The following is a 26,571-nucleotide window of genomic DNA, read 5'->3' as shown; positions in this document are numbered from 1 at the left end:
GCCGTGGGTTCTCCCGCACCTCGCGACGCCGCCCCGTCGACCGATGCGACGGCGGCGCTGCTGTCGGGGCTGGTGGCCCGCGGCATCCGTCATCTCGTCGTCAGCCCGGGCTCGCGCTCGCAAGCCCTGGCCCTCGCCGCGGCGGAGCTCGAGGCCGCGGGTCTCGTGTCGCTGCACGTCCGGATCGACGAGCGGGTGGCCGGGTTCACCGCGCTTGGGATCGGACGGGAGACCGGGATGCCGGCGGCTGTCATCTGCACGTCCGGGACCGCGGTGGCCAATCTGCTGCCCGCCGCGCTCGAGGCGCACCATTCCGGCATCCCGCTCCTGCTGCTGACGGGCGACCGACCGCCCGAGCTGCGCGGCATCGGGGCGAACCAGACGACGCGTCAGCCGGGGCTGTTCCACACGGCGGTGCGGTGGGAGGCGGACCTCCCCGTGCCGGTCGCGACGGACGACGACGGCGACGGGGCGCAGACCCGCGAGCTGGACGCCGTCGCCGCGACGGCGCTGGCCGCCGCCCTCGGGACCGGGGCGCGGGCGGCGGGCCCGGTGCATCTGAACGTCCCGCTGCGCGAGCCCCTGGCCGGGGCCGCCCCGGCATGGATGACCGTGCGCGCGGCGGGGAGCGCCCCCGCGGACGAGAGCGTCGAGGACGGCGACGATGCCGAGGCATCCGGGGCCCACTATCAGGGCGGCGGGGGCATCGGGATCGCGGACGCGGCTCCCGGGCTCGAGGACGCGCACGTGCTCGACCACGGTCCGCGCACCGTGGTGGTCGCCGGAGCCGATGCAGGGCCGGGCGCCGAGGAGCTCGCGCACCGCGGCGGGTTCCCCCTCATCGCGGAGATCGTGAGCGGCGCACGGTTCGGGCGTCAGGTCGTCCACGGGTACCGCGCGCTGCTGCGCGACCCGGAGCTGGGCGGACGCATCGAGCGGGTCGTGGTCTTCGGGCATCCGACGCTGAGCCGCGAGGTCGCCCGGCTGCTCGGGCAGCCCGACGTCGAGGTCCTCGCCGTGCGGGGTCCCGGCGAGGCGGTGAACCTGAACGGCGCGACGGTGGGGGTGGATGCCGTCCGGATCGGGTTCGGGGAGTCCGATCGGTCGTGGCTCGGGGCGTGGATGCGCGCATCGCGCGCCGCTGCCGTGGACCTGTCGCCGCGCGCGCCGGATGCCGAGGGCCTGTCGTCGGCGGTTCCGCAGCAGCGTCTCGGGGCGATCAACGCCGAGGTGGAGGTCATGCGCGCCCCGCTGGACCGGGCGACGCTCGTCGACGCGCTGTGGCGGGCGACATGGCCGCACGACCGACTCGTGTTCGGCTCGTCGCGTCTCGTGCGCGTGGCCGATGAGGTGCTCGGCGGCAAGAAGGTCGCGGTGCATGCGAACCGGGGGCTCGCGGGGATCGACGGCACCGTCGCGACCGCGACCGGCGTGGCGCTGGCCAGTCAGGCCGGCGGCCGGCCGGGGGTGACGCGGCTGCTGCTCGGCGACCTGGCGTTCCTGCACGACGCCGGTGCGCTGCTGCTCCCGCCGGGGGAGGAGGAGCCGCGGCTGCAGGTCGTCGTCGGCAACGACGGGGGCGGGACGATCTTCGACGGTCTCGAGGTCGCCGGCGTCGCGGGCGAGGACGCGATGCGGCGCGTGCAGTACACCCCGCAGACGGTCCGCCTGGAGCAGCTCGCGCTGGCCTTCGGCTGGGAGTACCACCGGGTGACGACGCGCGTGGCCCTGGACCAGGTGCTCACCGCGTCGGTCGGCGGCCGCCAGCTGATCGAGGTGCCGCTGCCGCGCTAGCCGGAGCTCCCCGCAGCGCCCTTGCCGCGCGGACCCGCCGCGGGTCAAGGGCGTGGTGGGCGAGTGACGCACCGGCCACCATGGGGCGATGAGCAAGAGCAGATGGTCCACCCCCGCCACCGACGCGCTGCGCATCGAGCCCGGCTTCCGTCTCGCCGACATCGACACGCGGTCGACGCCCGGGTACGACGGCACGAAGTCGCACGCCGCGGAGGCGCTGGCCGCCGGCGCGGCACCGTTGTCGGATCTGCAGGAGCGCCTTTTCGCGCAGAGCGTCGCGGGGACCGCCACCGGGTCGGTGCTGCTGGTGCTGCAGGCGATGGACACCGCGGGCAAGGGCGGCATCGTCCGGCACGTGGTGGGCTCCGTCGATCCGCAGGGCGTCGAGCTGGCCTCGTTCAAGAAGCCGACCGCCGAGGAGCTGGAGCACGACTTCCTCTGGCGGATCGAGAAGCGCCTGCCCGATGCGGGACGCATCGGGGTGTTCGATCGCTCCCACTACGAGGACGTGCTCATCGGCCGGGTGCGTCGGCTCGCACCGGAGGACGAGATCGAACGCCGGTACAGCGCGATCGTCGGCTTCGAGGCGGAGGCCGCCGCGATGGGGATCCGCCTCGTCAAGGTGATGCTGCACATCTCGAAGGACGAGCAGCGCGACCGTCTGGCCCGGCGGCTGGACCGCCCCGACAAGCACTGGAAGTACAACCCGGCGGACGTCGACGAGCGTCAGCTCTGGGACGAGTACATGGATGCCTATCAGGTGGCCATCGATCGGACGTCGACTCCCGTGGCTCCGTGGCACGTCATCCCGGCGGACCGGAAGTGGTACGCCCGGCTCGCGGTGCAGCAGCTGCTGATCGACGCGCTGGAGGACATCGGCCCGAGCTGGCCGGAGGCGGAGTACGACGTCGAGGAGGAGAAGAAGCGGCTCGCGGTATCCTGACGACGCTCCTCCCGCCGCGTCAGGCCAGCGCTTCGATGATGGGCCGGAACTTGACCCGCGTCTCGAGCAGCTCGGATTCGGGGTCGCTGTCGGCGATGATCCCGGCGCCCGCGTAGGCGGTGATGGGGGCGGTGGGCGATGTCGGCGCGGCGCGGTCGACCTGGGCGCACCGCAGGGCGATCGCCCATTCGCCGTCTCCGGACGCGCCGATCCACCCCACGGCGCCGGCGTAGCGTCCGCGGTCGAACGGCTCGAGCTCGCGGATGACGTCCATGGCGCGGTCGGTGGGCGTGCCGGCGACCGCGGCGGTCGGGTGCAGGACCGACACGAGGTCGAGCGAGGAGGCGTGGGCGGAGAGCTCGCCCTCGACGTCGGTGGCGAGGTGCCAGACGTTCGGCAGCTTGAGGGTGAACGGCTGCTCGGCGGCGGCGAGGGCGGACGTGTGCGGGCGCAGCGACGCCAGGACGCTCTGGACGGCGAAGCGGTGCTCCTCCTGGTCCTTGGCGCTCTCGGTGAGGGCGAGGGCGGCGGCCGCGTCGGTGTCGGCGTCGCCGCCGCGCGCGGTCGTCCCGGCGAGGACGCGGGCGGTGACGGTGCCCCGGGAGACGGTGACCAGCGTCTCGGGACTCGCCCCGATGAGCCCGTCGACGGCGAAGATCCAGCAGTCGGGGTAGCCCTCCAGGAGGGAGCGGACCAGGCGGCGCAGGTCGGATCCCGCGGGGATCGTCCCGGCGATGTCGCGGGCGATGACGACCTTGTCCAGCTCGCGCGCCGAGATGAGGTCGATGGCCTTCTGGACGGCATCCTGATATCCGCCCGCCGTGAGGTGCCCCGGACCGAAGGACGCGGCCCAGTGGGGCCCGAAGGGGGAGCGCGGCGGGAGCTCGGGCTCGGGCTCGTCGGGGGTGTCGTCGAAGGCGAGGCGCGTCACCCAGGCGCGTCCGCTGTGACGGCCGACGATCATGCCGGGCACGCGCAGCACGCTCTCGCGCTCCGAGCGCGGGTCGAAGACGAACGAGCCGAAAGCGACCAGTCCGGACCCCGGCAGGCCCACCGGGTCGTCGATCTCGGCCGCGGCGGCGATGGCCCGCCAGCGGTCGGCGATGGAGACGTCCCCGATCCGGGAGCCGGGGAAGCGGAGCGTCAGCAGGTCGCCGAAGGCGGCGAGGGACTCCCCGCGCCGGCTCCAGAAGAGGGGGTCGTACGGCGTCGTGTACGCCAGCACGTCCTCCATGGGGGGAAGTTCGCGCGTCACGACGCGCAGGCGCGGCACGGCGTCATCCGCGGCGGTGGTCACCCGTTCACCCTAGACCCGCGATCTAGACTCCCGATCATGTCCTCCCGTCCCGCACCCGGTACCCGCCTCCTGTTCCGCTGGCGGAAGTGGGACGGCTCGCCCCACTGGGAGCAGGACTCGGTCTACCTCGGGTCGGACGAGTGGGGCGACTGGTTCGGCCAGCAGGTGGGCTGGCGCAGCGACCGTCCGGGTCGGCACTTCGTCTGCCGCGAGCCGAACGTGACGCTCGTGCCGCCGTCCGGCGACTGGGCGTTCACGCACAACGCCGCGCCCCACCCGGTCGCGGTGTACATCGACCTCGCCTGGGACGTGACGTGGAACGAGGAGGGCGTGCCGGTCGGGATCGACATGGACCTCGACGTCGTCCGCCGCACGGACGGCCGGGGCACGTGGATCGACGACCGCGACGAGTGGGAGGACCACCGGGTCCGCTACGGCTACCCCGCCGACGTCGTGCGGCATCTCGAGGCCACGGCGCTCGACCTCGAGCGCCGGGTCGTCGCCCGGGAGGCGCCCTTCTCGGACGAGACCACCGGCCCGTGGCTGCAGCGGCTGGCGGAGCTCGCAACCCCCGACGACCGCACCGCGCCTCGCGCCTAGACTCGTCGCGTGAGCGATTCCCCCCGCGCCGACCTCGGCAAGGACCCGCAGCGGGTCAGCGGCATGTTCGACAAGGTCGCGGCCGCGTACGACCGCACGAACACGGTCCTGAGCCTCGGCAACGACCGCTTCTGGCGCGTGGCCACGCTGCGCGCGGTCGCCCCGCAGCGGCACGAGCGCATCCTCGACCTCGCCGCCGGCACGGGGACGTCGTCGATGGCGTTCGTCCCGAGCGGCGCGCACGTGGTCGCCGCGGACTTCTCCCCGGGCATGATCGCGGAGGGACGCCGTCGGCACGGCACGGTGCCGAACCTGGAGTTCGTGCAGGCGGATGCCACCGACCTCCCGTTCGCGGACGGCGAGTTCGACGCGGTGACGATGTCGTTCGGGCTGCGCAACGTCAACGACCCCCGCCGGGCGCTGCGGGAGCTGCGCCGGGTCACCCGCCCCGGAGGGCGGATCGTGGTGTGCGAGTTCTCGCATCCGCCGTCCCCGGTGTTCAACGGCGTCTACCGCTTCTACAACGACCGCGTGCTGCCGGTCGTGGCCAAGGCGGTCAGCTCCAACGCCGACGCGTACGACTACCTCAACGAGTCGATCCGCGACTGGCCCGACCAGCGGACGCTGGCGAGCTGGATGCGGGACGCCGGCTGGGTCGACGTCGCCTACCGCAACCTCACCCTCGGCATCGTCGCGCTGCACCGCGGGACCAACCCGGCCTGACTCCCGGTGAGCGCGCGATCCGTCCGATAGCTCGATACCGCTGTCAACCGGTCGGCGCCCGCGAGTGAGGTCACCCTGGCCAGGCTAGGCTGGGACCGTGACCCCGATCCCGCCCGCCGCCGGTTCCCGCCTGGCGGGCAAGCTCGGACTGAGTGACCGTATCTTCGGCGGACTCCGTTCGCGCGCCCTGCTCTCCACCGTCGAGGCCGGTCTGGCCCGCGTCGAGAGCACCCTCGAGGGGGAGGTCCGCAGCGCCGACCGGCTCGCCGACGTCACCGCCCGTTACCTCTACGAGGCGGGCGGCAAGCGCGTGCGTCCGATGCTCGCGATTCTGACGGCCCAGCTCGGCCGCGGGACGACGAACGAGGTCGTCGAGGTGGCCACCGCCTTGGAGCTGACGCACCTCGGCTCGCTCTACCACGACGACGTCATGGACGGCGCGGACAAGCGCCGCGGGGTGCCGAGCGCGCAGACGGTGTGGGGCAACAACATCGCCATCCTCACCGGCGACCTGCTCTTCTCCCGCGCGAGCCAGCTCATGGCCCGCCGTGGCGAACGCGCGATCCAGCTGCAGGCCGACACGTTCGAGCGTCTGGTCCTGGGCCAGATGCACGAGACGGTGGGTCCGCAGGACGGCGACGAGCCCGTCGAGTTCTACCTGAAGGTCCTCGCCGACAAGACGGGGTCGCTGATCGCGGCCGCCGCCCAGTCGGGCGTCATCTACTCGGGAGCGCCCGAGGAGTACGAGCAGCCGATGGTCGTGTTCGGCGAGAAGGCGGGCGTCGCGTTCCAGCTTCTCGACGACGTCATCGATTTGTCGCCGGATGCCTCCGAGACCGGCAAGGTGCCCGGGACCGACCTGCGCGCGGGTGTGCCCACCATGCCGTACCTGCTTCTGGGGCACCGCCGTGACGAGGCCTCCGCCGACCTGCGCGCGCGCATCGACGAGGGCCAGGAGCGGATCGCCGCCGGCGCCGACCCGTCGATCCTCGACGACGCGCTCGCCGAGCTGCGCGATCACGAGACCACGCACGAGACCCTGCGCCTGGCGCACCAGTGGTCGCAGGAGGCGATCGACGCCCTCGCACCGCTGCCGGACGGCGCGGTGCGCGAGGCGCTGACCCGGTTCGCGCGCGCCGTCGCCGACCGCTCCGCCTGACCCCCCCCTTTTCTCACCCCCCCCGATCTCGATCGAGAGGACACCCATGACCAAGCTGCGTCTCGCCATCGTCGGTGCCGGACCCGCCGGCATCTACGCCGCCGACATCCTCCTCAAGGCCGAGCGTCAGTTCGACGTGTCGATCGACCTGTTCGAGCACCTCCCCGCGCCGTACGGCCTCGTGCGCTACGGCGTCGCGCCCGACCACCCCCGCATCAAGGGCGTCGTCACGGCGCTGCGCGAGGTGCTGGACCGCGGCGACATCCGCATCTTCGGCAACGTGCTCTTCGGCCGGGACATCACCCTCGACGACCTCAAGCAGCACTACAACGCCGTCATCTTCGCGACGGGCGCGGTTCGGGACGCCGACCTCGACATCCCCGGCATCGACGCGCACGGCTCCTACGGCGCCGCGGACTTCGTCAGCTGGTTCGACGGTCACCCCGACGTGCCGCGCGAGTGGCCGCTGGAGGCCGAGTCGGTCGCCGTCATCGGCAACGGCAACGTCGCCCTCGACATCACCCGCATCCTCGCCAAGCACGCGGACGACCTGCTGCCTACCGAGATCCCCGACAACGTGTACCAGGGGCTGAAAGCCTCACCCGTCACGGACGTGCACGTGTTCGGCCGCCGCGGGCCGGCGCAGGTGAAGTTCACGCCGCTGGAGCTGCGCGAGCTGGGCGAGCTGCGCGACGTCGACATGGTGGTCTACGACGAGGACTTCGACTACGACGAGCAGTCGCTGGCCGCCGTGCAGACCAACAAGCAGGTCAAGGTCATCGACCGCGTGCTCCAGCAGTGGCGCACGCGCCCGGGCGCGAACGGCGTCGGGGGCGAGGCGTCCCGCCGTCTGCACCTGCACTTCTGGGCGAAGCCGCTCGAGGTGAAGAAGGACGACGAGGGCCGGGTCGCCGCGCTCGTGTACGAGCGGACCGCGTCGGACGGCCAGGGCGGTGTCGTCGGCACCGGCGAGATCCGCGAGGTGCCGATCCAGGCCATCTACCGCGCCGTCGGCTACTTCGGCTCGCCGCTGAAGGACGTCCCGTTCGACGAGCGTCACGGCGTCATCCCGAACCAGGAGGGCCAGGTCATCGAGGCCGGCTCGAACGCGCGCGTCCCCGGCGTCTACGCGACCGGTTGGATCAAGCGCGGTCCGGTGGGCCTGATCGGGCACACCAAGTCGGATGCCATGGAGACGGTCCGTCACCTCATCAACGACCAGGGCCAGTGGTGGCAGCCGGAGCACCCCGAGGAGGAGGCGATCCCCGCCCTCCTCGCCGAGCGGGGCGTGCGCTGGACCGACCTGGACGGGTGGCACCGCCTCGACGAGCACGAGGTCGCCCTCGGGCAGCCGCACGAGCGCGCCCGCGTCAAGGTCGTGCCCCGCGACGAGATGATCGCGATCTCGCGCGGCGAGTGACCGCGGACCCGGGTCGTCCGAAAGTCGAGTGAGCCGCCCCGTCGCTGACGGGGCGGCTCACTCGTTCATCAGATCAGTGGGATGGGCGGCGACGTCTGAGGGCGCGGATGCCAAGAATCACCCAGAGCGCGCCGACTAGAGCAAGCCCGAGAGCCCACGCTTCGCCTTGTATGCCCGACCAGAGCGCGAGCAGGAGGAACAGCGCGGCGACCACGAGAGAGACGGCAGCACTCGAACCCCGCCGTTCTCGTTCGTTCACGGGATTCCCGGTCATGATGAGCACCCCCAAAGAGATACGGCGACGCCGAGTATCGTAATGCCGATCGGGCCCCCCGCGACACTGCCGAGCCACGTCACACCCAGCGACGACGCACACTTCATCGCCGACTCTCGTTGAGCCTGCGTCGTTGCGGGACCGCCGACGTATCGATAGTTCTTTCCTTTCCATGGGAAGCAACCGACCGAGGCCGCGCAATACTCTCCCGCTGGAACTTCACGGAACAGCTCGCGCGCGCAAGACGTGCCCGGGTTGCAGGTCTGTGCTGCTGAGACACACCGTCCGTTAGGTGCGCATACACGTGTGGCTGCATTGGCGCTCTGCGGGGCGACACCGAAGCTGAGCGTGAGGAGCATGAGCACGGCGAAGGTTGTCCACGTTAGGCGAGTCGCCGTTTTTGGTCGCGCGTCCCCTCTGAGGACTCCGTCAATTGTCACGATGACTACTCCCTTCGTTGGGGGCTGATCTCGAGACTCCGACTATTGCCTGCGACGCACGTCCATGGTTCTGATTTCACCCTGCGGGCCAGCAAATTCATCCATCGTGCAGAATCCGCATGCGAGTATCAGGCGTCGCCGCCGGGATCAAGCCTCGCGAATCGAATCGGGTGGCGTCGGCAGTATGGGGATGACGACGAGGGGGCCGTTCGGTTCCCGCACCGAGGCGAGGAGGCCGGATGCGCACGCTGAGACGGACGGTCGCCGGGCTGTCGGCGGTGGCACTGGCGGCGACCCTCGGGGCCTGCTCCGCGGATGACGGTGTCCCCACCCTCACCTGGTACATCAACCCGGACGACGGCGGGCAGGCCGAGATCGCGGCCTCCTGCACCGAGGCCGCGAACGGGGCCTACCGCATCGAGACGTCGCTGCTTCCGCGCGACGCCGCCTCGCAGCGCGAGCAGCTGGCCCGCCGTCTCGCGGCCAGCGACCGGTCGCTCGACATCATGAGCCTCGACCCGCCGTTCATCCCCGAGCTGGCCGAGCCCGGGTTCCTCGCCCCCGTGCCGGACACCCTGCAGGACACCGACGGGATCGTGCAGGGCGCGGTGCAGTCCGCGAGCTGGAACGGCGAGCTGGTGACGGTGCCGTTCTGGGCCAACACGCAGCTGCTCTGGTACCGCGAGTCGGTGGCCGAGGCCGCGGGTCTGGACATGTCGCAACCGGTGACCTGGGACCAGATCATCCAGGTCGCCGAGGACCAGGACAAGCAGATCGGCGTGCAGGGCGCTCTCGCCGAGTCGCTGACGGTGTGGATCAACGCCCTCGTCGCCTCCGCCGGCGGCCAGATCCTCGACGACCCGGAGGCCTCTCCGGACGAGATGCAGCTGGGGCTGGAGACCGACGCGGGTCGCGCCGCCGCGGACATCATCGGACGGATCGGGTCCGAGGGGCTCGGCGGTTCGGGACTGCCCACCGCGGACGAGAACGCCAGCATGAACCTCTTCCAGGGCGACAGCGGATCGTTCATGGTCAACTGGCCCTTCGTGTGGCCGGCGATGCAGGCCTCGGATCCCGAGATCGTCGACGACCTCGGGTGGGCGGTCTACCCCCGCGTGGATGCCGCCACCCCGGCGGCTCCGCCCGTCGGCGGCATCAACCTCGGGGTCGGCGCCTACAGCGAGAACACCGATCTCGCCTGGCGGGCGGTGGAGTGCATCGTGCAGCCCGAGAACCAGGCGCAGTACTTCGTGACGAACGGCAACCCGCCGTCGAACACCGCCGCCTACGACGACCCGCAGGTGCAGGAGCAGTTCCCGATGGCCGACACGATCCGCGAGTCGCTCGACCTCGGCGCCCCGCGCCCGCAGACGCCGTACTACAACGAGATCTCCATCGGTCTGCAGCGCACCTGGCATCCGCCGACCGCGGTGAACCCGGACGCGACGCCGGAGACCTCGACGGACTTCATCCTCGCGGTGCTGCGAGGGGAGAGGCTGCTGTGACCGCCGAGATCGCCGCCACCGGCACGCTGCGGGCCGACCGGGAACGCCCGGACACCGCGACCCGGCCCAAGAAGCGCCGCTCCGACCGCGCCCGCGCCGAGGCCCGCCTCGGCTGGATGCTCGCCGGGCCGGCGTTCGGGATCATGCTCCTGGTGACGCTGTACCCCATCGTGCAGGCCCTGTGGGACTCGCTGTTCAGCCTGCGGCTCACCGCTCCGGACGACCGCGAGTTCATCTGGTTCCGCAACTACCAGGTGATCCTCGGCGACCCGGCGTTCTGGCAGTCGATGGGGGTGACGCTCTTCATCACCGTCGTGACGGTGCTGCTGGAGCTGATCATCGGCTTCGCGTTCGCGCTCGTCATGCATCGCGCGATCAAGAAGCTGCGGGGCTTCGCGCGCACGGCGATCCTCGTGCCGTACGGCATCATCACCGTCGTCTCGGCGTTCGCGTTCTTCTACGCCTTCGACATCAACTCCGGCGGGTACGTCAACAACTGGCTGTCGTGGATCCCCGGGTTCGACGAGGACCTCAACTGGTTCGCCTCCCAGAGCACCTCCCTCGTCGTCATCATCCTGAGCGAGGTGTGGAAGACGACGCCCTTCATCTCGCTCCTGCTGCTGTCGGGCCTGGCGCAGGTGCCCGGCGACCTGGAAGAGGCCGCGAAGGTCGACGGAGCGACCTCGTGGGAGGTGCTGCGCCGCGTCATCCTGCCGAACATGAAGGCCGCGATCATGGTCGCGGTGCTGTTCCGCACGTTGGAGGCGTTCCGCATCTTCGACAACATCTTCATCATGACCGCCGGCGCGAACGACACGGAGGCGCTGTCGCTGCTGGCGTACAACACCTCGATCGGGCGACTGGAGATCGGCCTCGGCTCCGCCATCTCGGTGCTGCTGTTCCTCAGCGTGCTGATCATCGCGGGCATCTTCATCAAGGGGTTCAAAGTGGACCTGTCCGCGGGGAGGAACAGCTGATGCGCGCGATGACCTGGCCCCAGCGGATGATGTGGCTCGTGATCATCGCGGCCGTGCTCGTGTGGTCGCTGTTCCCCGTCTTCTCGATCGCGATGACGTCGTTCAAGACGCAGGCGGGGCTGTTCTCCGGGACGCTGCTGCCGGAGGAGTGGACGTGGGAGAACTACGCCACGATCCTCGCGCCGGGCGGGAGCGCCCAGGACCTGTTCCTGCCGGCGCTGCGCAACTCAATCGGCATCTCGCTGATCGCGACGTTCATCGCGGTCGTGCTGGCCACCCTGTGCGCGTACGCGATCGCGCGGCTGGACTTCCCCGGCAAGCGGATCATCCTGACGACGGCGCTGGCGGTGTCGGTGTTCCCGATCGTGTCGATCGTCACGCCGCTGTTCAACCTGTGGCGCGTGGTCGGGCTGTACGACACGTGGCTCGGCCTGATCATCCCGTACCTGTCGCTGACCCTGCCCATCTCGATCTGGACCCTCGCGGCGTTCTTCCGCCAGATCCCCTGGGAGCTGGAGCAGGCCGCCCAGGTCGACGGGGCGACGCCGTTCGAGGCGTTCCGCAAGACGGTCGTCCCGCTCGCGGCCCCCGGGGTGTTCACCACCGCGATCATCGCGTTCTTCATCGCCTGGAACGACTTCGTCTACGGGATCTCGCTGACCTCGACGGATGCCGCCCGGCCGGTGCCGGCAGCCCTGTCGTTCTTCACCGGGGCGTCGCAGTTCGAGGCGCCGACGGGGGCGATCTCCGCCGCCGCCATCGTCGTGACGATCCCGATCGTCATCGTCGTCGTCATCTTCCAACGCCGGATCGTGTCCGGTCTCACGCAGGGCGCCGTCAAGGGCTGAGGAACAGCACGCAGGGCGCCGTCAAGGGCTAAAGGAGCGAGTCATGGCATCCATCACTCTGAACAAGATCGTCAAGACGTACGACGACGGCTTCACCGCGGTGAAGGGCGTGGACCTCGACATCGCGGACGGCGAGTTCGTGATTCTCGTGGGGCCGTCGGGATGCGGCAAGTCGACGCTGCTGCGCATGATCGTGGGCCTCGAGGACATCTCCGACGGGGAGCTGCGCATCGCCGACGAGGTCGTCAACGACAAGGCGCCGAAGGACCGGAACCTGGCGATGGTGTTCCAGAACTACGCGCTGTACCCGCATCTGACGGTGTACGAGAACATCGCGTTCCCGATGCGGCTGAAGTCCAGCGACCTCAGCGACGAGGAGATCGACACGCGGGTGCGGCGGGCGTCGAAGCTGCTCGAGCTGGACGAGCATCTGGAGCGCAAGCCCGCGAACCTGTCGGGCGGTCAGCGGCAGCGCGTGGCGATGGGGCGCGCGATCGTGCGCAACGCGAGCGCGTTCCTCTTCGATGAGCCGCTGTCGAATCTGGATGCGAAGCTGCGTGGGCAGATGCGGACGGAGATCGCGCGTCTGCAGCGGTCCCTCGGCATCACGACGGTCTACGTCACGCACGACCAGACGGAGGCGATGACCCTCGGCGACCGGGTGGCGGTGCTCCGCCGCGGCGAGCTGCAGCAGGTCGCGAGCCCCCGCGGTCTGTACGACCAGCCGGTGAACCTGTTCGTGGCGGGCTTCATCGGCTCGCCGCCGATGAACTTCCTCAGCGGCACGGTGGTGCGGGGGTCCGACGGCGATGTGCTGCGCCTGCCCATCGCGGACGTCCCGCTCGACGACCGGCTGCGCGCGGCGGTGGAGGGACGCGACCTGGTCATCGTCGGGGTGCGTCCGGACGCGTTCGAGGACGCGGACGCCACGGAGCGGGACCTCACGGGCGGCGTGACGACCGAGCTGGACATCGAGATGACGGAGTGGCTGGGCGAGGTCCTGTACGCCTACGTGCCGTACGAGACGGATGCGACGGTGAAGGAGAAGCTGTCGGAGCTGGACCGCGACCTGGACGGCGAGAGTCTGCGCACCGAGCTCGTCGTCGCCCTGGATGCCATGAGCACGGTCCGCGCGGGCGATGCGGCGCGGCTGTGGTTCTCCCCGGATGCGCTGCACCTCTTCGATCCCGAGACGGGGGTCAACCTGACGCGCGACGAGGCGAAGGCGGAGAAGCTCGAGGAGGACGCCCGCGCGGCCCGGAAGCGCGCGCTGGAGCGGGCGAAGGAGCGCGCGGCGCGCGAGGAACAGCGCGCCTGATCCGGCGGGACCGCGAGTCGATGGGGGAGTGGCGTCCGGACGTCCTCGGGGAGGGGTTCGAGCAGCAGACGCTGCCGCTCGGCCGCGACCCGGAGGGCGAGGTGTGCGCGACGCTCGTGCGTTCGCGCCCGCACCCGGGTGCGCGACTGTTCGGCGAGCTGCGCGACGTCGACGTGCTGTACGTGCACGGCTGGTCGGACTACTTCTTCCAGACCGGGCTCGCCGGCTTCTTCACCGAGCGGGGCGCACGCTTCTACGCCCTCGACCTGCGGAAGTACGGGCGGAGCCTCCGCGCGGGGCAGTCGCCGGGGTACGTCGCGGCTCTCGACGTGTACGACGCCGACATCGCGGCGGCGCGGGATGCCATGGGTACGGCGCGCGAGGGGCGCCGACTGATGCTGGTCGGTCACAGCACGGGCGGACTGACGCTGACGCTGTGGGCGGCGCGGCATCCCGGTGCGGCGGATGCGCTCATCTTGAACAGTCCGTGGCTGGAGCTGCAGCTCGGCCCGATCGGTCGGCAGGCGCTCGCCCCGCTCGTGAACGCGCGGGCACGGATCGACCCGCTGGGCACGCACCCGGTGGTCGACCTGGGGTTCTACACCCGCGCGCAGCGCGAGGTCGGGACGCTCCCGGAGAGTCCCGACGGGTGGCGGCCGCCGCAGGGCTTCCCCACTCATCCCGGCTGGCTCGCGGCGGTCATCGCGGGCCATGCGCGGGTGGCATCCGGTCTCGACGTCGGCTGCGCCGTGCACGTGCTGCTCTCGGCCCGGTCCACGACGGCGCTCACCTGGAGCGACGCGATGCTGTCCAGCGACTCGGTCCTCGTCGTCGACGACATCGCCCGTGCGGCGACGCGCATCGCGGCGACCGTGACGATCTCCCGGGTCGACGGGGCGCTGCACGACGTGTTCCTGTCGGCCCCGGCCGCGCGGGAGGCCGCCTATGCGGCGCTGGCGTCCGGCCTGCGGTGACGGCCGGACGCGGGACTAGCGTAGGACGGGTTCGAAGGAGTCCCATGAGCCCCACCACCGCCTCTGCGACCGCGCGCTACCGCGCCGCCCGTGACGAGCTGCTCGCCGCCCGCACCGATCCCGCGCGCGCCGCCGCCTTCGCCTGGCCGCGCTTCGAGGGTCCGTTCAACTGGGCGATCGACTGGTTCGACCCGATGGCGCGGGGGAACGACCGCCCGGCGCTCATCGTCGTGGACGACGACGGCACCCACCACGAGCGGACGTTCGACGAGCTCGCCCGCCGCTCCGACCAGGTCGCCGCGTGGCTGGCGTCCCGGGGCGTCGCTCGCGGCGACGCGGTGCTGCTGATGCTGGGCAACCAGGTCGAGCTGTGGGAGTCGATGCTGGCGATCATGAAGCTGGGCGGGGTGATCGCCCCGACGACGACCGCTCTCGGTCCGGGCGACCTGGCCGACCGCATCGAGCGCGCCGAGATCCGCCACGTCGTCGTCGGAGCCGCGGATGCGCCCAAGTTCGACGACCTCCCCGCCGGTCTCGGCCGGATCGCGGTCGGGCCCGCGGTCGACGGCTGGGCGCACTACGGCGACGCCTTTCTGAGGGATGCCGCTCCCGCACGGCATCCGGAGACCACCGCCGACGACCGCCTGCTCCTCTACTTCACCTCGGGGACGACGTCGAAGCCGAAGCTCGTCGAGCACACGCACGCCTCGTACCCGGTCGGACATCTCAGCACCGTCTACTGGCTGGGCCTGCAACCGGGCGACGTGCACCTGGCCATCAGTTCGCCGGGCTGGGCGAAGCACGCCTGGAGCTGCTTCTTCGCGCCGTGGATCGCGGAGGCCACGGTGCTGGCGTTGAACTACTCGCGGTTCTCGGCCGACCGCCTACTGGCCGAGCTGGAGGCCGACCGGGTGACGACGTTCTGCGCGCCGCCGACGGTCTGGCGCATGCTCATCCAGGCCGATCTCACCGGGCGGCGGGGAGCGCTGCGCGAGGTCGTGTCGGCGGGGGAGCCGCTGAACCCCGAGGTGATCGCGGCGGTGCAGCGCGCGTGGGGTCTCGACATCCGCGACGGGTACGGCCAGACCGAGATGACGGCGGTCGTGGCGAACACGCCGGGCGCCGGCCTCGTGCCGGGGTCGATGGGGCGACCGCTCCCCGGCTGTCCCGTGGTGCTCGTGGACCCGGTGACGGGCGAGCGGGCCGACGAGGGCGAGATCTGCATCGACCTGCGCGAGCGGCCGGTGAACCTCATGAGCGGGTATGTCGGCGACGATGCACGGAACGCCGAGGCGTTCGCCGACGGGCTCTTCCACACCGGGGATGTCGCGCGCCGAGATGAGACCGGGAGCATCACGTACATCGGGCGGACGGACGACGTCTTCAAGGCGTCGGACTACAAGATCAGCCCGTTCGAGCTGGAGAGCGTGCTCATCGAGCACCCCGCCGTCGTGGAGGCGGCGGTCGTCCCCGCCCCCGACGAGCTGCGGCTCGCCGTCCCGAAGGCCTACCTCGTGCTGGCGGCCGGGCACGTCGAGGGCGAGGAGGTCGCGCTGGACATCCTGCGGTTCGCCCGCGAGCGGCTCGCGCCGTTCCAGCGCGTCCGTCGCGTCGAGTTCTTCGACCTGCCCAAGACCATCTCGGGGAAGATCCGGCGGGTCGAGCTGCGTCAGCGGGAGGAGCGCGCCGCGCGTGGCGAGATCGTCGTGACGGAGTGGCGGGACGACAGCCTGCGGAGCTGAGGTTCTCGACCCGTCCGTCAGTCCGCGCGGTCGGCGGCGGCGAAGCGGTCGGCGAGTCCCTCCTGGTCGACGGGGGCGGCGGTGACCGTCGTGCGTCCGGCGTACACGTCGCGGTCGATCTCGTCGGTGGCATCCGCGACGAGCATGGCGACCATGGTGTCGCCGTTGACGTTGAGGAACGTGCGGAAGATGCCGGTGAACCAGTCGACGGCGATGAGGAGGCCGACGGCTTCGAGGGGGAGCCCGAGCGAGGTGGCGAGGAACATCGCGGCGACGGCGAACCCCCCGGGCACGGTGATGGTGCCCATGTTGAGCAGGATCGCGAGGGCCATGCCGAGCACGACCTGTCCGGGGCTGAGCTCCATGCGTCCGGCCTGGGCGAGGAACAGGATGACGATGGTGTAGTTGAGCACCGCGCCGTAGGAGCCCATCGTCAGACCGACCGAGAGGGTGAAGCCGGCGACGCGCTGGCTGATGCCGACCTTCTCGACGGCGTTCTTCAGCACCGTGGGGAAGGTGACGGCCGAGCTTGTCGTGGTGACGGCGATGACGGTCTGCTCGGCGAGCTTGCCGGGCAGGGCCCAGGGGTTCAGGCGGGTGCGGGCGATCACGACGACGACGAACAGCACGGTGACGATGACGACGCCGAGAAGGGTGAGGCCGAGGTACGACAGCGCGGTGGTGACGACGGCGAAGCCGACGTCGCCGGCGAGGGCTGCGAGGAGGCAGAAGACGCCGATGGGGGCGATGTGCATCACGAGGCGGATCATGCCGAGGACGACCTGCTGCAGCTGTTCGAGCAGCGTCACGATGAGGCGGTTGCCGGTCGTGCGGATGTAGCCGTTGAGGGCGAGGCCGAACAGGAGCGAGAACACGATGATGGGCAGCATGCTCGCCGTCGACATGGCGTTGACGATGTTGGTCGAGACGAAGCCGAGGACCGTCTCCTGCCAGCCGGTCGCCGGTTGCGCGGACTCCTGTAGGGCGGCATCCACGGGTCCGGAGTAGTCGATGCCCACCCCGGGCTGGAAGAGGGCCGCCAGGCCCCAGCCGACGAGGGCGGCGACGATCGAGAAGCCGATCATCCACGAGAAGGTGCGGCCGGCGAGGCGGCCCATCCCGGTCCCGGTCATGGAGCCCGTCGCGACGATGACGGAGGCCATCACGAGGGGCACGATCGCCATCTGGATGAGGCGGATGAACAGGTCGCCGATGAACTTGAGGTTGCCGGCCCACTCGCCGGCGACGAGGCCGAAGACGACGCCGAGCACCGCGGCCAGTGCGATGAGCGTGGCCGGGTGGCGGAGGGCCCTGACGACGGTCCGGGGACTCCGGATGCCGCCGCGTGCGGTGTCGTTGGCCATCTGTACTCCTCGTTCGGGTTCTGAGTGGTCCGTCCAATGATGGGACGTCCCTGTTTCCTCGGCGGTTTCCCTCTGTTTCGTCGCGATTACGGTCGGACCAATCCGCCGCCTGAGTCACCCGCGGGCTGCGAGGATGAGCGAGGGGAGGATCACTGTGACGGATCATGTGGCGCTGGCGCCGCTCGAACGGGGTGCCGGTTCGGTGCGCGACCAGGTGCTCGCGCGTCTGCGGTCGTTGATGGTCGCGGGCGTGCTGAAGCCCGGGGACCGACTGGCGACGGAGCGGGAGCTGGCCGCGCAGATGGGCGTCTCCCGCTCGGCCGTGCGCGAGGCGCTGTCGCGGCTGGAGTCCGCCGGTCTGGTGGAGCGGCGGCAGGGGAGTGGGACGCGGGTCAGCGCCCGGCTGCCGCTGTCGGCCGTGCTGGGATCGTTCGACACCCCGGACGACGGGGCGATCGCCGCCTCGAGCGAGTTCCGGACCGTGGTGGAGCCGCAGATCGCGCGGCTCGCGGCCGGACGGATCGAGCGGGACGAGCTCGCCGCGCTGGAGGCGCTGCTCGAAGAGTCGGCGCACGTGCACGACGTGGAGCGGTCGGTGGGGTTGGACGTCGCCTTCCACGTCGCCGTGGCTGCGGCGACGCGCAACCCGCTGCTCGCGTCGCTCAGCGAGCTGACGGTCTCGTGGACGGTCGAGGGTCGGCTGTACTCGCACCTCGACGACGAGGGGCGTCGACTGTCGCACGACGGTCACGCCCGCATCCTCCGTGCCCTGCGGGCGGGGAATCCGGATGCCGCCGAGGCGGCCATGCGCGTCCACCTCGACGAGATCGCCGACCTCGTGGCCCGCCTCCGCGAGTGACTCGCTTCTTCGTCAGTAGTGCTCGCGTGCCTGCAGGATGACGATGTGATCGTCCGTGACGTAGTAGACGAGTCGATTGGCGTCGTCGATACGTCGGGACCACGCGCCGCTCAGGACGTGCCGGAGCGGCTCCGGCTTTCCGATGCCGGCGAAGGGATCACGAAGGACCTCGGTGATCAGCGTGTTGATGCGTTTCAAGGTCTTCCGGTCCTGCCCCTGCCACCACACGTAGTCCTCCCACCCGTGGGGGTCGAAGGCGAGCGACCGGGTCACGCGTCCAGAAGGTCGTGCTGTTCGAACTCGCCCCGCCGGGCTCGTCCGATGGCCTCGAGCAGACGTTCCGCGTTCGCCGAGTTGCGAAGGAGGTAGGCCGTCTCGGTGAGGGAGTCGTAATCGTCCTTGGACAGCAGCACGGCGTTACCGTGGCGCGAGACGACCTCGACGGGTGCGTGATCCTCGTTCACCTGCTGAATGAGGCCGAACAGTGTCTTGCGGGCTTCCGACGCGGTGATGGCGGACACGATACCTCCTCGGGCGTACCGGATATGGTACCACTCGGCGGTGTTGGGCGCGCCGCGCGGATCCGCGGGTGGCCCGTCGGTCGCGTTACTGTGAGTCGTGTCGCGTCGTGGGGGCGCGCATGACAGGTGGGACTTCTGATGGTCGAAACGAGCCAGATTCTTTCTTGGACGCTGCAGCGGGAGATCGCGACGCCGGAGGATGTGCACTCGCTTCTCGTCGAAGGCGAGCAGGCCGTCGCGTCGTTTCAGACCTTCCGTGATTCGGCGACGTTCACGACGAAACGACTCATCGTGCGGGACGCGCAGGGCCTGACCGGGCGCAAGGTGGAGATCTACTCGCTGCCCTACTCGGCCATCGAGATGTGGTCCTCGGAGAATGCCGGCGGCTTGCTTGATCGAGATGCCGAGATCGAGCTGTGGACGAAAGTCGGCCACATCAAGATCAAGGTGACCAAAGGCGCGGACATCAGACGCCTCGACAGCCTGATCGCGTGGGCGGTGCTGCACAAGCATTGAGGCGACCCAGACGATCGCGATCATCTCGCCGTTGCAATACGCATGCATCGCCCTGCTCGACAGGGATGGTCGGACCCGGCGGGATCATCGATCGAGGGAATCTCACACCGGCTCGGTGGTGCGGATGAGGCCGCAGTTCACGCACGACCACGCGACGAGGAAGCGTTCGTCGTCGAGGATCTCGAAGCGCAGCGGGTCGCCGCACGTCGGGCACGTGAGCGGGTCGAGAGGTCTGCTCACCGGGCGAAGGTGACGTGGACGACGCCGCTCTCGGCGACCTCCGATGTGACGGTGAATCTGGTGTCGAGACCGGGGAGGTCGTCCCAGAGGCGGCCGCCGCGGCCGAGGACGACCGGACGGACCGCGACGTGCAGGCGGTCGACGAGGTCGGCCGCCAGGGCGGAGCGCACCGTGGACAGGCCGCCTCCCACGCGCACGTCCGCGCCGCCCGCGAGATCCTGCGCCCGGGCGACGGCGTCCTCGATGCCGGCGGACACGAACTCGAAGCGCGTGCCGTTGTCGAAGGCGAGGGGCGGGCGCTTCCGATGTGTGAGCACGAGCACCGGGACGCGGAACGGCGGGTCCTCGCCCCACCATCCGCGCCAGTCCGGATCGTCGGGGAACGAGTGCAGGCCGAACATCGCCGCGCCCATGACCTCGGCGCCGATGCCCTCGAAGTAGTCCGCGGCGTATCGGTCGTCGACCCCGGTGGTGCCGGCCCCCGAGGTGTCGTCGAAGACCCGCTGCCGGAACGTCCGTGTCGCGACGTAGTCACTGACCAGGCGGTCCCAGTCGGCCCCCATCGGGTTCTCCGGCGACGGGTCGGCGGGCATGGCCACCCCGTCGAGGGAGATGTTCAGATCGACGCGGACGGCCATGGCATCCCTCCCGGGAACCGCTCAGCGGTAGTTGGTGAACTGCAGGTCGACGTCGAGGTCGGCGGCCTTGAGGAGGCGCTGGACCTCCTGCAGGTCGTCGCGGGACTTCGACTGCACGCGCAGCTCGTCGCCCTGGATCTGCGACTTGACGCCCTTGGGGCCCTCGTCGCGGATGATCTTGCCGATCTTCTTCGCGTTCTCCTGCGAGATGCCCTCCTTCAGCGTGGAGGTGATGCGGTACTCGCGGCCGCTCGCGGTCGGTTCGCCGGACTCGAGGCTCTTGAGGGAGATGCCGCGCTTGATGAGCTTGGTCTGGAACACGTCGAGGACGGCGTTCGCGCGCTCCTCGGAGTTCGCCTTGATGAGGATGGCTTCGCCGCTCCAGTCGATGGAGGCGTCCGTGCCCTTGAAGTCGTAGCGCTGCTCGACCTCCTTGCGGGCCTGGTTCAGCGCGTTGTCGGCTTCCTGGCGGTCGATCTTGGAGACGATGTCGAATGAGCTGTCGGCCATGCGTCCAGGCTACCGGGGACGGCCGGGAGACGGCGGGATCGGCCGCGGGATGCCGCTGAGGCGAGGCTGAGAGACCGCCCCCCGCCGCCCGTCGCGCTCGTAGACTCGGATCCCATGCGAGCACTCACCGAAGACGAGGTCCGCGACGCGTTCGTGAACGCCGGACCCGATGAGCTGCGGGTCGTCACGATGCCGCACGATTTCCTGCTCACCGACTGGGATCACATGGACTTCTTCGCCTGGCGTGATCCGCGCACCCGCGGGCGCGGCTATCTCGTCACCGAGCGCGACGGCGAGCCGACGGCCGTGGTGCTGCGCGCGGCGGACGGGCAGTCGCGGGCCCGGGCGGCGATGTGCAACCTGTGCCACACGATGCAGCCGGGCGATCAGGTCGCGCTGTTCACGGCCCGCAAGGCCGGGGATGCCGGGGCGCACGGTGACACGGTCGGCACATACATGTGCGCGGACCTGTCGTGCCACGAGAACGTGCGTCTGGCGATGCCGCTCGCTCCGAGCGAGATCCGCGGGAGCGTGGACATGAAGATCGACGGCACGAAGCGCCGCACGGAGGCGTTCGTCGAGCGCGTGCTCGAGACCGCCGGGGCGGAGCGGTGACCCCGCGCGTCGTCGTGATCGGCGACGCGCTGATCGACGAGCTGCGCGACGACGACGGCGTGCGCGAGTTCGTCGGCGGCGCCGGGCTGAACGTCGCGGTCGGCCTGTCGCGTCTGGGCGTGCCGGCGACGCTCGTCGCGATGGTGGGCGACGACGCGGCCGGCGCGCAGATCCGCGCCTACCTCGACGAGTTCGATGTGGAGCTCCTCGCGAGTCCCGCACCGCACGGCACGTCCCGGGCGGTGAGCACGCGTTCGGCCGGCGGAGAGCCGGTGTACGTCTTCAACGAGGCGGCGCAGAACCGTCGCGTCGTCTTCGGTGCCGCAGAGCGGGAGGCGATGGATGCCGCGGCGATGGTCGTCGTCAGCTGCTTCCCCTTCGACGACGAGGCGCAGACGGACGAGCTCGTGGATGCCGCTTCGTCGCCGTCGACCCCGCTGGCGATCGACCCGAACCCGCGGACCGGCATGATGCGCGACCGTGCGGCGTTCGTGCGCGGCTTCGAGAAGGCCGCGGCCGGGGCGCTGCTGGTGAAGGTCGGGGAGGACGACGCCGAGGTGCTGTACGGCTCGTCGCTCGAGGAGCTCCGGACCCGTCTGCGCGACCTCGGCGTGGGAGCGGTGCTCGCCACGTACGGGGCCGGGGGAGCGGCCGTGGATGCCGGCGACGTCACCGTCGCACGCGGTATCTCCGAACTGCCCGGGCGCATCGTCGACACGATGGGCGGCGGTGACGCGGTCCTGGCGACGACGGTCTCGCTGGTCCGGGACGCGCTGCCGGCCGGCGAGGACGCGTGGGCGGCGGTGATGCAGCGGGCCATGGACGTGGCCGCAGCGACCTGCCGCGAAGAGGGTGCACTGCTGCGCGTGCCCGAGTGAGCGGCATCCTGCGACGTCCCGCGGGCGTGGTTTGAGGCACCCCTTCGGGGATAGTAGAGTAGGGGATCGCGCCTCCGGTCGACTGACTAAGCCGGGCGGGTGCGCACCTGGCGAGTTACCCAAGCGGCCAAAGGGATCTGACTGTAAATCAGACTGCATTGCATTCGGGGGTTCGAATCCCTCACTCGCCACCATCCGCACGACGACGCGGACGTAAGGCCCCCAGGCCGCCGAGCAATCGGTGAGCCTGGGGGCCTTCTTCGTGCCCGGTGGGCACCATCGCCGTCATTCTGAGAAGACGCCGGCGCAGGTGTTCCTGCGACCCGCCCTCGGCGCGTACACCGAAGCGCGCGTCCCACGTGGGTTAACCAGATGGTTAACTCCGCATTGGCGGACGCCGTTCGATAATGCGTACATGTGCTGCGTTCGACGTCCAGGTAGTTAGGCTCTCGGGGCGCAAACTTATCCAGTTCGCGCATCCGGCTCCGCCGGGACGCGACCATCGACTCCTGCCGAGCCAATGGACGCGCAGTGCCGGGCGATCGTTCCGCGGTCGTCCGGGACCCGTGGCCTCGCCGCGAACGCCACCCGAGTGCGTTCCCGGTTGGTCGCGGGCGACCGCCGTCGTGGGCATTCCCCTCGAGCGCGAGCTCGGGCCTGCGACGGATGACAGGACGTTCGGCGCGCGATCGCGCGCGCCGGTGGGGGGAACACCGATGGACATCATCAGCGAGCTCGCGCGCGCGATCGACCGCGCCGATCTCAACCGGATCGAGGCTCTCTGGGAGCGGCACTTCTACCGACTGCTTCTGCAGGATCCCGCTCTGGTGGATCGAGCCATGGCATCCCTGCCATCGGAGTGGCTGGCCGAGCACCCGCGCCGCGAGATGTGGCGCGCCCTGACGGGGGCACTCGGCGAGGGGCGGCAGATTCCGACGCCCGTGCTCGAGCGCTTCGCCGCCTTCGTGCGCCACGATGCATCCGCGCGGCCGGCGGACGGTCTGATCCTTCTGCACGTCCGTCTGGGGGAGCTGATCTCCCACGGCTGGGGGGAGCGGACCTCCGCCCTCATCGACGAGATCCACCTCGCCGTCGAGGCGGCCGAGGACCGCGCGGGTCTGACGGACATCCTGCCGGTGCTGTTCATCCTCTGCGCGGTCGCCAGGATGCTCGCCCACGAGGAGCCCGCCGCCGTCGAGGTGCTGTGGGAGGCGGCGCACTGGGCATCCGTCGGCGAGGGGCATCCCGCTCTGGCCTCCGTCCACGCTCACCTGGCGCTCTGGCACGTGCTGGAGGAGCGTTTCGTCGAGGCCGCACGGCTGCTGGGAGACCCGGCGCCCGCGCCCGCGGCGGGAACCCTTGCTCACCGGTATCAGAGCGTCGGCTTCGTCGTCCGCGCCTTGATCGCCGTGGGGGAGCTCGACCCGGGCTCCGCCCGCCGATGGATCGCTCGCGTCGACGAGCCGACCGTCACGGGTGAGCTGGAGTGGCTCGTCCTGCACGCCCGGTCGCGAGCGGCCTTGCTCGAGAAGGAGCCGTGGGAGGCGATCCACGCGATCCGGACGACGCTCAGCACCTCGTACGACCGCTTCCCGCCGGGCTCCTTCTCCGGTTCCCTGCTGCGCGCGGACCTCGCTCAGCTGACGCAGATCGCCGGAGACCTCAGATCGGCCGAACGCGTGTTGCGCGCCCCCGGGATGCGCGAGGGCAACCTCGCGATCGACGTCAGTCGCGCGCGTCAGGCTCTGCTGCGCGGACGACCCGACGACGCCCTGACGATCCTGCGCTCACCGATGCGCGACGGGTTCACGCCCGCGCACTTCCCGTCCGGTGTCGTGCTGGCCGCGTCGGCCGAGCAGGAGGTGGGGGGAGAGGTACGCGAGGAGACCCTGGATGCCGCGGCGGCGGTGGTCCGCGCCCACGGGGCGCCGGCCGCGCTCACCGAGGCGACGCCGCCCGTGCGGGAACTGCTCCTGCCCCGGGTGGGCGTGGAGGCGGCCGTCGTGCCGCAGTTGTGGGAGTGCGCCGCACGCGTCCGTCTGACCCGCCGGGAGCAGCAGGTGCTGCGGGTGCTGCGTGCGCATTCGTCGCTGTCCGACATCGCCGCGGCCCTGTTCGTCTCCGAGGACACGGCCGCGGCATCCCTCAAGGCGCTTTATCGCAAGCTCGGCGCCCACACGCGGGAGGAGGCGTTGTGGCTCGCGGGGGAGTGAGCCGGGTCGTGGCCCGAAGCCCTCAGCAGCCGGCCTTGAGGGCCAGGAGTGCGCGCGACTTGACCTCGAGGAAGGCGCAGAGCGCCGAGAGCACGTTGACCTCGTTGCCGAGGTTCAAGAGCTCCACGGGGCCCAGCTCGATCGTGGTGTCGCGGGCCTCCATGGTGACCTTCCACGCGCCACCGCTGCCGTCGACCGGCTGCAGGTAGCTGATGGTGGCCGCCTTCGACAGGTCGACGACGATGAGCCCGGCATCCGGGACGGTGTCGTCCTGCTGTTCGAGGACTCGCATCTCGCTACCGGTCACGTAGCCCAGCGCGCGGAACTCCTCGAGCCAGAGCTCGAGGGTCGCCATGTTCAGAAGGTCACGTACCGGCACCGCACTCCCCGATCCAGTCGCGCAAATAGATTTTGCGCAATGCGTCCAGTATGGCCGCAATCAGACGGGGAGGGCGAATGTGCTAAAGAGGTGCCGATCAGGCGGCGTGAACGGGACGCGACGCGGGGCGTGCAGCGGCCTCGGCCTGCTCCCACGTGCGGACGTCGATCATGAGTCCGGCCGACGAGTTGGACTGGTCGGCGAGCTGGCGGAGATACTCGCCCACCAGCTGTTCCGGCTCGGGCGTCTCGAACACGAAGCGCAGGGCGATGGAGGGCTGCAGCCAGATGGTCTGGCGGCCGTCCCCGGTGTCGTCGCCGGTCCAGGTCAGCGTGAAGGACTCATTGCGACGCAGCTTGGTGGCCGCGATGACCTTGATGTAGCTCAGCAGACGATCGGGGAGGACGACGGGGGTGGTGTCGGAGCCGTAGTAGAGCTTTGCCATGCGATCTCCTTCGGTCATCCGTCGGGCGGGCTCCCGACGAAATACTAAGGTATCACGTATTTCACGAAGTTAATTAACAAGACGAAATGTTCGCGATAAAGACTACGATGGGCGGATACGCGTCGAACGAGAGAAAGGAACGTGGATGCCGCAGCGCACTCTGTCAGCCCTCTCCCTCGCTCTCGAGGAATTCGTGCAGGCGCGCACTCGCGCCGTCGCCACGGCGCGGAAGGAGCTGCGCGTGAGCGAGCTCGAGGCTCGAGCGCTCGCGGCGATCGGCGCCGAGCCCGGGATCCGTCCGAGCCGCCTGCGGGAGCACCTCGACGTGACGTCCGCCGGTGTGACGACGCTCGTCGATCGTCTGGTCGAGCGTGGCCTGCTTCGCCGGGAGCTCGACGTCGACGACCGGCGCGTCAACCACATCTACCTCGAGATCGACCTGGACGCCGCGCCGTGGTCCGCCCTCACGGGGTTCGGGTCCGACGTCGAGACGGCCGTCCGTGAAGAGCCCCGCGCGGACGCCGACGCCTTCGCCAAAGTGCTCCGCCGCATCACGGCAGCCACGCGCGACCGCAGCTGAACGGTCCCTGCGCCGACGCCTTCGCCAAGGTGCTCCGCCGCATCACGGCAGCCACGCGCGACCGCGGCTGAATACCCTCCCCTTCAGTCGGCGCGAGCCCGGTCGACGATGCGACCTTCCGCCATCTCCACCACCCGGTCCGCGTCGGCGATGAGCCGATCGTCGTGACTGACGCAGACCACCGTGGCGTCGCGCCTCAGCTCCGCGGTGACCGCCGCCCGGATGAGCTCGGCGCTGGCGGCATCCAATCCGGTCGTCGGCTCGTCGAGCAGGAGGAGGTCCGCCTCACGCGCGAGGCCCTGGGCGAGGAGGGCGCGCTGGCGTTGTCCGCCGGAGAGCGCCGCGAACGGGCGCCGCGCCAGGTCCGCGATGTCGAGCCGCTCGAGGGACCGGTCGACGGCGGTGCGCGCATCGGCGGACAGCCGGCGGAACGGTCCGACGCGGCCCCAGGCGCCGACGGTCACGACGTCGCGCACCGTGAGCGGCAGGCGGTCGGACACCGCTGAGCGCTGCGGGACGAAGGCGCGGGTGGCGAGGGAGGCGTCCACCGTGCCCGCCGTCGGCGTGCGCGCCCCCGCGAGCACCTCCAGAAGCGTCGTCTTGCCGGCGCCGTTGGGGCCGACGATGACGGTCAGCGCGCCAGCGGTGATGTCGAGGTCGACGCCGTCCACGGCGGTGCAGCCGGGGTGGTCGACGCGGATGCCGCGGAGTGCCGCGGCGGTCGAGAGGGCGGAGCGGAGGGGCACGGCCTCAGCGTACCCGAGAAGCGAGTTTGAGAATCATTCTCGTTATCGCTACG

At 70.5% G+C, this 26,571-nt stretch carries 28 protein-coding genes and 1 tRNA gene; 19 read left to right on the top strand and 10 right to left on the bottom strand.

Annotated elements, in window-relative coordinates; all coding sequences use genetic code 11:
* Positions 1–3 precede the first annotated feature (3 nt).
* Both menD and ACO03V_RS14755 read left to right on the top strand, forming a co-directional pair.
* Complete coding sequence (gene menD, locus ACO03V_RS14760; protein WP_423138114.1) at positions 4–1,794, top strand: 2-succinyl-5-enolpyruvyl-6-hydroxy-3-cyclohexene-1-carboxylic-acid synthase; 1,791 nt, start codon at positions 4–6, stop codon at positions 1,792–1,794.
* 88 nt (positions 1,795–1,882) lie between these two features.
* On the top strand, positions 1,883–2,737 hold the full coding sequence (locus ACO03V_RS14755) for a PPK2 family polyphosphate kinase (RefSeq protein ID WP_423138113.1): 855 nt from the start codon (positions 1,883–1,885) through the stop codon (positions 2,735–2,737).
* A gap of 19 nt (positions 2,738–2,756) precedes the next feature.
* Here the strand turns inward: ACO03V_RS14755 and ACO03V_RS14750 are convergent, their stop codons facing one another.
* On the bottom strand, positions 2,757–4,034 hold the full coding sequence (locus tag ACO03V_RS14750) for an isochorismate synthase (RefSeq protein WP_423138112.1): 1,278 nt from the start codon (positions 4,032–4,034) through the stop codon (positions 2,757–2,759).
* A 36-nt stretch (positions 4,035–4,070) separates the two neighbouring features.
* Here ACO03V_RS14750 and ACO03V_RS14745 point away from each other — a divergent pair, with 36 nt between their 5' ends.
* From ACO03V_RS14745 to ACO03V_RS14700, 10 genes are all read left to right on the top strand, one after another.
* Positions 4,071–4,634 (top strand): DUF402 domain-containing protein, encoded by a 564-nt coding sequence (locus tag ACO03V_RS14745; protein WP_367733287.1) that lies wholly within the window; start codon positions 4,071–4,073, stop codon positions 4,632–4,634.
* 9 nt (positions 4,635–4,643) lie between these two features.
* Positions 4,644–5,357 (top strand): demethylmenaquinone methyltransferase, encoded by a 714-nt coding sequence (locus ACO03V_RS14740; RefSeq protein WP_423138111.1) that lies wholly within the window; start codon positions 4,644–4,646, stop codon positions 5,355–5,357.
* Positions 5,358–5,454: 97 nt separating this feature from the next.
* A complete protein-coding gene (locus ACO03V_RS14735; protein ID WP_367733291.1) occupies positions 5,455–6,516 on the top strand; it encodes a polyprenyl synthetase family protein in 1,062 nt (353 codons plus the stop codon).
* Between the two features lie 46 nt (positions 6,517–6,562).
* Positions 6,563–7,936 (top strand): FAD-dependent oxidoreductase, encoded by a 1,374-nt coding sequence (locus tag ACO03V_RS14730; protein WP_367733293.1) that lies wholly within the window; start codon positions 6,563–6,565, stop codon positions 7,934–7,936.
* A gap of 953 nt (positions 7,937–8,889) precedes the next feature.
* Complete coding sequence (locus tag ACO03V_RS14725) at positions 8,890–10,155, top strand: sugar ABC transporter substrate-binding protein (RefSeq protein WP_423138110.1); 1,266 nt, start codon at positions 8,890–8,892, stop codon at positions 10,153–10,155.
* 26 nt (positions 10,156–10,181) lie between these two features.
* Entirely contained in the window at positions 10,182–11,132 is a 951-nt protein-coding gene (locus ACO03V_RS14720) for a carbohydrate ABC transporter permease (RefSeq protein WP_367733692.1), read from the top strand.
* On the top strand, positions 11,132–11,980 hold the full coding sequence (locus ACO03V_RS14715; RefSeq protein WP_423138109.1) for a carbohydrate ABC transporter permease: 849 nt from the start codon (positions 11,132–11,134) through the stop codon (positions 11,978–11,980). Before ACO03V_RS14720 ends, ACO03V_RS14715 begins: the two co-directional genes overlap by 1 nt.
* 43 nt (positions 11,981–12,023) lie before the next feature.
* Positions 12,024–13,298 carry an ABC transporter ATP-binding protein gene (locus tag ACO03V_RS14710; protein WP_423138108.1) on the top strand — a complete coding sequence of 425 codons (1,275 nt, stop codon included), beginning with the start codon at positions 12,024–12,026 and terminating at the stop codon, positions 13,296–13,298.
* Between the two features lie 20 nt (positions 13,299–13,318).
* Complete coding sequence (locus tag ACO03V_RS14705) at positions 13,319–14,272, top strand: alpha/beta hydrolase (RefSeq protein ID WP_423138107.1); 954 nt, start codon at positions 13,319–13,321, stop codon at positions 14,270–14,272.
* A gap of 44 nt (positions 14,273–14,316) precedes the next feature.
* Positions 14,317–16,014 carry an AMP-binding protein gene (locus ACO03V_RS14700; RefSeq protein WP_423138106.1) on the top strand — a complete coding sequence of 566 codons (1,698 nt, stop codon included), beginning with the start codon at positions 14,317–14,319 and terminating at the stop codon, positions 16,012–16,014.
* A 17-nt stretch (positions 16,015–16,031) separates the two neighbouring features.
* Here the strand turns inward: ACO03V_RS14700 and ACO03V_RS14695 are convergent, their stop codons facing one another.
* Positions 16,032–17,378, bottom strand: coding sequence for a dicarboxylate/amino acid:cation symporter (locus ACO03V_RS14695; protein ID WP_367733305.1), 1,347 nt, complete (start codon positions 17,376–17,378; stop codon positions 16,032–16,034).
* Between the two features lie 154 nt (positions 17,379–17,532).
* Between ACO03V_RS14695 and ACO03V_RS14690 the strand changes: the two genes are divergently transcribed.
* Entirely contained in the window at positions 17,533–18,237 is a 705-nt protein-coding gene (locus tag ACO03V_RS14690; protein ID WP_423138105.1) for a FadR/GntR family transcriptional regulator, read from the top strand.
* Between the two features lie 12 nt (positions 18,238–18,249).
* Here the strand turns inward: ACO03V_RS14690 and ACO03V_RS14685 are convergent, their stop codons facing one another.
* Positions 18,250–18,510, bottom strand: a complete 261-nt coding sequence (locus tag ACO03V_RS14685) for a Txe/YoeB family addiction module toxin (RefSeq protein WP_423138104.1) — start codon at positions 18,508–18,510, stop codon at positions 18,250–18,252.
* Positions 18,507–18,758, bottom strand: coding sequence for a type II toxin-antitoxin system Phd/YefM family antitoxin (locus ACO03V_RS14680; RefSeq protein ID WP_367733313.1), 252 nt, complete (start codon positions 18,756–18,758; stop codon positions 18,507–18,509). Before ACO03V_RS14680 ends, ACO03V_RS14685 begins: the two co-directional genes overlap by 4 nt.
* A gap of 138 nt (positions 18,759–18,896) precedes the next feature.
* On the opposite strand from ACO03V_RS14680, the gene ACO03V_RS14675 reads away from it, so the two are divergent.
* Positions 18,897–19,274 carry a PH domain-containing protein gene (locus tag ACO03V_RS14675; protein ID WP_423138103.1) on the top strand — a complete coding sequence of 126 codons (378 nt, stop codon included), beginning with the start codon at positions 18,897–18,899 and terminating at the stop codon, positions 19,272–19,274.
* Positions 19,275–19,376: 102 nt separating this feature from the next.
* Here ACO03V_RS14675 and ACO03V_RS14670 read toward each other — a convergent pair whose 3' ends face one another.
* The 3 genes from ACO03V_RS14670 to ACO03V_RS14660 are packed head-to-tail and all read right to left on the bottom strand — an operon-like array spanning position 19,377 to position 20,662.
* Positions 19,377–19,514 carry a hypothetical protein gene (locus ACO03V_RS14670; RefSeq protein WP_167494239.1) on the bottom strand — a complete coding sequence of 46 codons (138 nt, stop codon included), beginning with the start codon at positions 19,512–19,514 and terminating at the stop codon, positions 19,377–19,379.
* Entirely contained in the window at positions 19,511–20,152 is a 642-nt protein-coding gene (locus ACO03V_RS14665; protein WP_423138102.1) for a dihydrofolate reductase family protein, read from the bottom strand. The genes ACO03V_RS14670 and ACO03V_RS14665 overlap by 4 nt, the downstream gene beginning before the upstream one ends.
* 21 nt (positions 20,153–20,173) lie before the next feature.
* Entirely contained in the window at positions 20,174–20,662 is a 489-nt protein-coding gene (locus ACO03V_RS14660) for a YajQ family cyclic di-GMP-binding protein (RefSeq protein WP_387052527.1), read from the bottom strand.
* A gap of 114 nt (positions 20,663–20,776) precedes the next feature.
* Here ACO03V_RS14660 and ACO03V_RS14655 point away from each other — a divergent pair, with 114 nt between their 5' ends.
* The 4 genes from ACO03V_RS14655 (at position 20,777) to ACO03V_RS14640 (ending at position 24,368) form a co-directional block, all read left to right on the top strand.
* Positions 20,777–21,277, top strand: coding sequence for an FBP domain-containing protein (locus tag ACO03V_RS14655; RefSeq protein ID WP_367733318.1), 501 nt, complete (start codon positions 20,777–20,779; stop codon positions 21,275–21,277).
* Positions 21,274–22,155, top strand: coding sequence for a PfkB family carbohydrate kinase (locus ACO03V_RS14650; RefSeq protein WP_423138101.1), 882 nt, complete (start codon positions 21,274–21,276; stop codon positions 22,153–22,155). The genes ACO03V_RS14655 and ACO03V_RS14650 overlap by 4 nt, the downstream gene beginning before the upstream one ends.
* A 109-nt stretch (positions 22,156–22,264) precedes the next feature.
* Positions 22,265–22,349: transfer RNA gene (locus ACO03V_RS14645), tRNA-Tyr, on the top strand.
* 522 nt (positions 22,350–22,871) lie between these two features.
* Positions 22,872–24,368, top strand: coding sequence for a helix-turn-helix transcriptional regulator (locus ACO03V_RS14640; protein WP_423138100.1), 1,497 nt, complete (start codon positions 22,872–22,874; stop codon positions 24,366–24,368).
* A gap of 22 nt (positions 24,369–24,390) precedes the next feature.
* Here the strand turns inward: ACO03V_RS14640 and ACO03V_RS14635 are convergent, their stop codons facing one another.
* Both ACO03V_RS14635 and ACO03V_RS14630 read right to left on the bottom strand, forming a co-directional pair.
* Positions 24,391–24,723 (bottom strand): hypothetical protein, encoded by a 333-nt coding sequence (locus ACO03V_RS14635; protein ID WP_423138099.1) that lies wholly within the window; start codon positions 24,721–24,723, stop codon positions 24,391–24,393.
* Positions 24,724–24,844: 121 nt separating this feature from the next.
* Complete coding sequence (locus ACO03V_RS14630; protein WP_423138098.1) at positions 24,845–25,192, bottom strand: hypothetical protein; 348 nt, start codon at positions 25,190–25,192, stop codon at positions 24,845–24,847.
* Between the two features lie 145 nt (positions 25,193–25,337).
* Between ACO03V_RS14630 and ACO03V_RS14625 the strand changes: the two genes are divergently transcribed.
* Positions 25,338–25,772, top strand: a complete 435-nt coding sequence (locus tag ACO03V_RS14625; protein ID WP_423138097.1) for a MarR family winged helix-turn-helix transcriptional regulator — start codon at positions 25,338–25,340, stop codon at positions 25,770–25,772.
* An 83-nt stretch (positions 25,773–25,855) separates the two neighbouring features.
* On the opposite strand, the gene aztA is transcribed toward ACO03V_RS14625, so the two are convergent.
* Positions 25,856–26,518: a zinc ABC transporter ATP-binding protein AztA gene (gene aztA / locus ACO03V_RS14620; protein WP_423138096.1), complete on the bottom strand. Its 663-nt coding sequence runs from the start codon at positions 26,516–26,518 to the stop codon at positions 25,856–25,858.
* Positions 26,519–26,571 lie beyond the last annotated feature (53 nt).

The organism is Microbacterium sp. HMH0099 (assembly GCF_049384025.1).
Taxonomy (GTDB): domain Bacteria; phylum Actinomycetota; class Actinomycetes; order Actinomycetales; family Microbacteriaceae; genus Microbacterium.
This window is presented reverse-complemented; position numbering and strand designations above follow the sequence as displayed.

Excerpts from the sequence above, each read along its gene's own strand:
- ACO03V_RS14660 (WP_387052527.1), bottom strand. The coding sequence starts at position 20,662 with ATGGCCGACAGCTCATTCGACATCGTCTCCAAGATCGACCGCCAGGAA.
- ACO03V_RS14625 (WP_423138097.1), top strand. The coding sequence starts at position 25,338 with ATGCCGCAGCGCACTCTGTCAGCCCTCTCCCTCGCTCTCGAGGAATTC.
- ACO03V_RS14700 (WP_423138106.1), top strand. The coding sequence starts at position 14,317 with ATGAGCCCCACCACCGCCTCTGCGACCGCGCGCTACCGCGCCGCCCGT.
- ACO03V_RS14710 (WP_423138108.1), top strand. The coding sequence starts at position 12,024 with ATGGCATCCATCACTCTGAACAAGATCGTCAAGACGTACGACGACGGC.
- ACO03V_RS14635 (WP_423138099.1), bottom strand. The coding sequence starts at position 24,723 with ATGGCGACCCTCGAGCTCTGGCTCGAGGAGTTCCGCGCGCTGGGCTAC.
- ACO03V_RS14675 (WP_423138103.1), top strand. The coding sequence starts at position 18,897 with ATGGTCGAAACGAGCCAGATTCTTTCTTGGACGCTGCAGCGGGAGATC.
- ACO03V_RS14715 (WP_423138109.1), top strand. The coding sequence starts at position 11,132 with ATGCGCGCGATGACCTGGCCCCAGCGGATGATGTGGCTCGTGATCATC.
- ACO03V_RS14705 (WP_423138107.1), top strand. The coding sequence starts at position 13,319 with ATGGGGGAGTGGCGTCCGGACGTCCTCGGGGAGGGGTTCGAGCAGCAG.
- ACO03V_RS14640 (WP_423138100.1), top strand. The coding sequence starts at position 22,872 with ATGGACATCATCAGCGAGCTCGCGCGCGCGATCGACCGCGCCGATCTC.
- ACO03V_RS14730 (WP_367733293.1), top strand. The coding sequence starts at position 6,563 with ATGACCAAGCTGCGTCTCGCCATCGTCGGTGCCGGACCCGCCGGCATC.
- ACO03V_RS14665 (WP_423138102.1), bottom strand. The coding sequence starts at position 20,152 with ATGGCCGTCCGCGTCGATCTGAACATCTCCCTCGACGGGGTGGCCATG.
- ACO03V_RS14695 (WP_367733305.1), bottom strand. The coding sequence starts at position 17,378 with ATGGCCAACGACACCGCACGCGGCGGCATCCGGAGTCCCCGGACCGTC.
- ACO03V_RS14725 (WP_423138110.1), top strand. The coding sequence starts at position 8,890 with ATGCGCACGCTGAGACGGACGGTCGCCGGGCTGTCGGCGGTGGCACTG.
- ACO03V_RS14630 (WP_423138098.1), bottom strand. The coding sequence starts at position 25,192 with ATGGCAAAGCTCTACTACGGCTCCGACACCACCCCCGTCGTCCTCCCC.
- ACO03V_RS14655 (WP_367733318.1), top strand. The coding sequence starts at position 20,777 with ATGCGAGCACTCACCGAAGACGAGGTCCGCGACGCGTTCGTGAACGCC.
- ACO03V_RS14745 (WP_367733287.1), top strand. The coding sequence starts at position 4,071 with ATGTCCTCCCGTCCCGCACCCGGTACCCGCCTCCTGTTCCGCTGGCGG.
- ACO03V_RS14755 (WP_423138113.1), top strand. The coding sequence starts at position 1,883 with ATGAGCAAGAGCAGATGGTCCACCCCCGCCACCGACGCGCTGCGCATC.